We start from the raw sequence: 4,556 nt of genomic DNA, 5'->3' as shown, positions 1-4,556 counted from the left end.
CTCATTTGTCAGCCAAGCGGCCTGGCAAACCGCCATCCGGCGTCGACCCGGCATGCTCCTGATCCACTACAACAGCCGGCATGTGATGGAAAAGATCATCACGCCGGGCGAGCCTACAGTGCCGCCGCAGACCATCGTTGAGGGCAGCATACATGCCGGGCTGGACGTATCGCTGGGCGATCTCCGCGAGTGGCACACGTTACGCGCCTGGCGCAGAAATTGCTCGCATCATGCCGAGGTAAAGTCGCCGGCTCTCATCAGGCGCTTCGGCAAAGACGCGCTGTTTAGCACGGTCGAAAGGGCGCTTTTCTGCACAAGTTGCGAGCGGGGAGGGCCGGTTCGGCTGGAGATTCACAAGCTCCCGAGGAACTGAAAGGACATGAGAGATGCAGGACCTGATCGATTTTCTACAAACGAACTCGGCGCTTGTGCTGGCTAACCCAATAGCGTTTTCTTACATTCGCGGTCCTCTTTGGAGGTGGAGGCTTCCTAGTCGGGCGCTACTTTTTGACGGAGCGCATCGCCAATCTGGAAAGCCGCATCGCCAGGCGGGATGACGAGATTACGGCGCTCAAAGAGGGACGGCCGCTGTTCAGTCGACCTTTTCCGCCTCTACCAAAGATCTGAGCACCCCCTAATTTACCCCTGATGGGTCTTCTCTGGTTCTCTCCCCCTGTCTACGTGAAAGCGAACCGTCCGGGCATTCGCCATGGGGTAAGCCACGTCGAGGGAGCCGCCGAGGAGCTCATGGCGTGGGACACAAAGGGGCCGAAGTGGACGAAAGCGGTCCAATCCTGCGTTGACGCGTTCGAGGGCAGAGTGTCCCCCCAAGAGGTCCGTGAAGCCTTTGAGGCGGCGGCCAAGGAGGCGAGCGTATATCTCTCGCCTGAGTAGGAGATATTCATGACAACCCTTTGGTTCGTCCCTCCGGTGTTCGTGAAGACTGAAACGGAAGGTGCCAGGCATGGCTGCCACAATGCGAGGGCAGCCCTTGAGCAGCTCAAAACGTGGACCCGAAGAGGACCTCACTGGCATAAGGCGTGGACCCTCTGCCTGTCAGCACTGGAGGGCGATCCAATTGACCCTCACGTGATCCGAAAGGCTTTCGTGGCTGCCGCAAAGGAGGCGGAGATGTATCTCTCGCCTGAGTAGGAGGTATCATGGCTCTCAATTGCTTTCCGGTCCGGTCAACATCGAGACCGACCGACCTGGGCTCACCTACGGCTGCAACGATGTCGAGGGTGCCGCCGTGGAACTCATGAAGTGGACCAAGTGGGGACCTAAGTGGAAGAAGGCGGTCGAGGCCTGCAAGGCCGTCCATGATGGCGAGGGCACAGCCGACGACGTAAGAAAGGCCTTCGAAGCTACGGCTAAGGAGGAGGGTTGCTACGCTCTTCTAGCTAGCGCTCGATCCTCCAACCGCCGGTTGGTAGACGTGATGCACCCCGCGCGGATAGGCTTTCAACGCACCGGGCACACTACCCCGCCCGCACCCCGTGCCTAGTGAACGACTGATCGCCCGCCGTGCCGAAAGGCGCGGCGGGCTTTTGTTTCGGTATGGAACAACTTGCCCGCACGGAACACCAGGCGCGGGTGCGCGTTTCGCCGGCATGAAGCAACTTCTCAGCGAAATGGCCGCTTTGGCAGATCCAGGCTTTAGGGTCGCGTTGGCGGTTGTTCTGGTTCCCTAGGCAATCGGCGTCGCACTGCTTGTCTGGGTGGCTGGTTGAGGGTTGGTTGTGTTGTTCCCCGACAGCCGCGCTTTCCCTTCCCGGCGCCGTTGGATCGGGTCTTGGTCAAAGATTTTACATTAGAAACTTGGAACATAAGTGAGGCAGAGAACATTGTTGGCGCCATGGACAAGAACGATGGCGAGGGGTTTCCGGGCACCTGCCCGAGGATCCAGTGATCCTAGCCGATATCAAGAAAAGAATTTCAAGAGAGATCGACGGTAAAAATTGGGCCGGACGGTTTGGCGGTCACGGAGGCCAGGCGGGATAGTAATCTGGTTGGGGAATGGGAAGAAGCTGACGCCGCCCTCGACAGCCAACCGTCCGTAGTTCCGTTTTCCTGGTTCTGTATGCGCTCTCAATGTTGGGCTTGGTAGGGTACGCCATCGCTCGCTGGTAAATTTCTATGGCGTGCTTGAGTTTCCTTCTCTCATTTAACTCACAGGCTGCAGCGCCCTGAGGGAGCTGATTTCCTTCATGGTCAACCTCGCCATGAAACAATCAACAAAAGGAGGGTGCCATTGACGAGCACCCGAAATGCGACCCCAATCGGGATTACGTGGTTTGTTGGGGGATTCGCATGAACCGACTTCTCTTTGTGATCGCCGACTTTCTGTCCCGTCCGCCAGGCTTCTATGTGCTGATGGCAGCGATGATAGCCTCTACTGCGATGGTTCCGTTTGGGCTAACAAACGTAATCACCTATGCGCTTTCAGTAGCTGCGATAGTGATTACCGGCGTCGTCCTGATCCAGGGCTATCGCGACACTGCTGCCATTCATGCGAAGCTCGATGAAATTATCGTCGGATTGAAGGAAACGAGGAACAATGTCGTCGGGCTCGAGCATGCCGAGCCTGAGGAGATTAGGGCCCATTTAGCGCGGCTTGAATTGGAAGCAGCGGCGGCTGATCAAGAAGCTGAGCACGAGGGAGTTACGCCAGCGGCTGCTAAGCGCAACAAAATGCGCAGGCAGCGTAGCCGCAATCTAGGATCTCGCAGCTAACCACACCGCCAACATGCCGGTGAGCGAACCGATGATGCCGATTATAACGCCGGCCCACGTGATTACCCATTCGCGCCGGTCCCTGCGCTCTTGCCTGATCGCTTTTCGCAGCTGGGAATAGCCGATCGTCGTCAGATGCCATGTATGTAGTTGATCGGACCGCCCCCAAACCGGGCTGTCCTCCCTCGGGTATTCATAGGGAACGTCCAGACTGTTCGCTTTCCGCAAAAGCCTCCGCGTCTTAATCGCCTCGATCTTGTCAACGTACAACGAAGTTTCCCGGTGACGCCGGTCTTCAATTTTCGCACGATCGTCGCTCGTCTCGGCATCCGCGAGTTCAATCTCGCAGGCGCGGTCAAGTTGGCCAATTTTGCGCCGGCTCTGGCGGATCTCCACTGCCTCTCTGATCTGTAGTGGAATCCACATAACCGACCCTCAAAATTGATCTTAGTTTCTCTTTGGCTGCCAGGCCCTGTCGAGGCCGGGAGCGGGGCGGCTTAGCGGGTTTTGTCATGCTTTATATGGTCGACCTTGCCTTTGGTGATGGTGCGAACCGGGTAAACTGTAGCCGCGTTGACCTCGATCTTGCCCACCTCAACGACGTATCTCCCGTTACGTCCCTCCATTTGATTAGCCACCAAACCACCGAAGGCCACCATGGGCAAGGCGCTGGTCATCATGCTCGACGGCAGGCCGCAGCAGAGTGATGCTTCTAGCGCGGCAGAACGTCCTGCTGCATAGTCCCTCGATCGGAACCAGGACCGATCGCTATGAACTGGGGTATAGAGGATTTCACGGCTGTGGCCGCGCTACTTGCCGCTGCATGGATTGGAATTGCACTGGTTCGACGCAATGTCCATGGGAGGGTACTTCGCCCCACATTGTTAGTCGGCGTGGTGCTGGTTGTGCTGATGATCTGGGCTCACCTGGCCGTGGGAATCGTCTGACCCGCAACCGCCAACGCCGGCGAGTAGAAAGAGTTCATCAACAAAGACCTCGCCGCGCAATTCGAAGCGCCGGCGGATGAACTCGTGAAGGTCGCCGACAACGGTGAGAATCCCTTCGATGCCGCCGATCCCGCCAGGATCGCGGCGGATTAGCAGATGTCAGTTCAGGATCTTCGCTTCCTTGGCGGCGCTGAGAAATGCCACTCGGGCTACCTCAGGGGCGCTGCCGCCGCCGAGCACCTTGATGCACGCCATACGTGCCTGGATGCGGCGAGCGGTCTCTCCAATGGGCCACTCGTAGAGCAGCATTTCGGCGGCTTCGCGGGTGCTCGAAACACTGACTTTGTTCGAGGCCAGCCATACGGTCACGGGCTTTCGAAACGTGCCGACGCCTCGTTCGCTGGTCATAAACAGGTCTCCTTCCGAAACCCCCGCATGATCTTACAGGCGAAACCTCCATTCCGTGGCGTCACGTTTGTCCCGGTCGCCTCATATTCTGTGAAGAATGTTCCTGCAACCGCATCCCTATGGGCCCGCTGATTACCGCTTGCTATGCCCGGTGGCCAAGCAAGGGCTGCTGCTTCGATGGGTGCTGGTCAGCAAATTCCCGCCTATAAAAGCAAGTTCACAGAAGCTTGCCGCGCCAAAATGTTGCGCACATTAGAGACCTGCCATTGGCCGTTGCGCGCTGTTCGAACGCCGCGGTTGTTCAGGGCGATGGCCAGGCCACGCAGGCTGGTGATGCCCGACCGCTGAATGGAAGCGATGATCGGCAGCACGGTCTGGGCAAACCGGTCGGCTTCTTCGATCGACATCTTCCGAGCCCTTCGCCGCAGCTTCGGCGGTGTTGGTCGGATTGCCGAGCTTTATTCCAGT

Annotated in this window: 9 protein-coding genes; 5 read left to right on the top strand and 4 right to left on the bottom strand. The window is 58.1% G+C overall.

Features of this window, described 5'->3' with window-relative positions:
* The 5 genes from NKH36_RS34410 to NKH36_RS34390 form a co-directional block, all read left to right on the top strand.
* On the top strand, positions 1-373 hold a 373-nt coding region (locus NKH36_RS34410), incomplete at its 5' end, for a hypothetical protein (protein WP_352966254.1).
* Between the two features lie 275 nt (positions 374-648).
* A complete protein-coding gene (locus NKH36_RS34405; RefSeq protein ID WP_352966253.1) occupies positions 649-894 on the top strand; it encodes a DUF982 domain-containing protein in 246 nt (81 codons plus the stop codon).
* A gap of 9 nt (positions 895-903) precedes the next feature.
* On the top strand, positions 904-1,152 hold the full coding sequence (locus NKH36_RS34400; RefSeq protein WP_352966251.1) for a DUF982 domain-containing protein: 249 nt from the start codon (positions 904-906) through the stop codon (positions 1,150-1,152).
* A 19-nt stretch (positions 1,153-1,171) separates the two neighbouring features.
* Complete coding sequence (locus tag NKH36_RS34395; RefSeq protein ID WP_352966250.1) at positions 1,172-1,504, top strand: DUF982 domain-containing protein; 333 nt, start codon at positions 1,172-1,174, stop codon at positions 1,502-1,504.
* A gap of 806 nt (positions 1,505-2,310) precedes the next feature.
* The gene (locus NKH36_RS34390) at positions 2,311-2,733 is read left to right on the top strand and encodes a low affinity iron permease family protein (RefSeq protein WP_352966249.1); all 423 of its coding nucleotides are present in this window, start codon (positions 2,311-2,313) and stop codon (positions 2,731-2,733) included.
* On the opposite strand, the gene NKH36_RS34385 is transcribed toward NKH36_RS34390, so the two are convergent.
* From NKH36_RS34385 to NKH36_RS34370, 4 genes are all read right to left on the bottom strand, one after another.
* Complete coding sequence (locus tag NKH36_RS34385) at positions 2,716-3,129, bottom strand: hypothetical protein (protein WP_352966247.1); 414 nt, start codon at positions 3,127-3,129, stop codon at positions 2,716-2,718. The two genes, NKH36_RS34390 and NKH36_RS34385, sit on opposite strands and share 18 nt — an antisense overlap.
* A gap of 101 nt (positions 3,130-3,230) precedes the next feature.
* Positions 3,231-3,413 carry a hypothetical protein gene (locus NKH36_RS34380; protein WP_352966246.1) on the bottom strand — a complete coding sequence of 61 codons (183 nt, stop codon included), beginning with the start codon at positions 3,411-3,413 and terminating at the stop codon, positions 3,231-3,233.
* A 426-nt stretch (positions 3,414-3,839) separates the two neighbouring features.
* Positions 3,840-4,088: a DUF982 domain-containing protein gene (locus tag NKH36_RS34375; protein WP_352966245.1), complete on the bottom strand. Its 249-nt coding sequence runs from the start codon at positions 4,086-4,088 to the stop codon at positions 3,840-3,842.
* 203 nt (positions 4,089-4,291) lie between these two features.
* Positions 4,292-4,495 (bottom strand): recombinase family protein, encoded by a 204-nt coding sequence (locus NKH36_RS34370; protein ID WP_352966243.1) that lies wholly within the window; start codon positions 4,493-4,495, stop codon positions 4,292-4,294.
* Between the last annotated feature and the right edge of the window lie 61 nt (positions 4,496-4,556).

Origin of the sequence: Mesorhizobium sp. M1312 (assembly GCF_040318115.1) — a bacterium.
In the GTDB taxonomy this organism is placed as follows: domain Bacteria; phylum Pseudomonadota; class Alphaproteobacteria; order Rhizobiales; family Rhizobiaceae; genus Mesorhizobium.
Note: the sequence above shows the minus strand (reverse complement) of the source record. Positions and strands in the feature narration are given on the sequence as shown.

Bases quoted from the DNA above. Each gene is read 5' to 3' on its own strand.
- NKH36_RS34405 (WP_352966253.1), top strand. From the start codon at position 649: ATGGGTCTTCTCTGGTTCTCTCCCCCTGTCTACGTGAAAGCGAACCGT.
- NKH36_RS34400 (WP_352966251.1), top strand. From the start codon at position 904: ATGACAACCCTTTGGTTCGTCCCTCCGGTGTTCGTGAAGACTGAAACG.
- NKH36_RS34390 (WP_352966249.1), top strand. From the start codon at position 2,311: ATGAACCGACTTCTCTTTGTGATCGCCGACTTTCTGTCCCGTCCGCCA.
- NKH36_RS34380 (WP_352966246.1), bottom strand. From the start codon at position 3,413: ATGATGACCAGCGCCTTGCCCATGGTGGCCTTCGGTGGTTTGGTGGCT.
- NKH36_RS34375 (WP_352966245.1), bottom strand. From the start codon at position 4,088: ATGACCAGCGAACGAGGCGTCGGCACGTTTCGAAAGCCCGTGACCGTA.
- NKH36_RS34370 (WP_352966243.1), bottom strand. From the start codon at position 4,495: ATGTCGATCGAAGAAGCCGACCGGTTTGCCCAGACCGTGCTGCCGATC.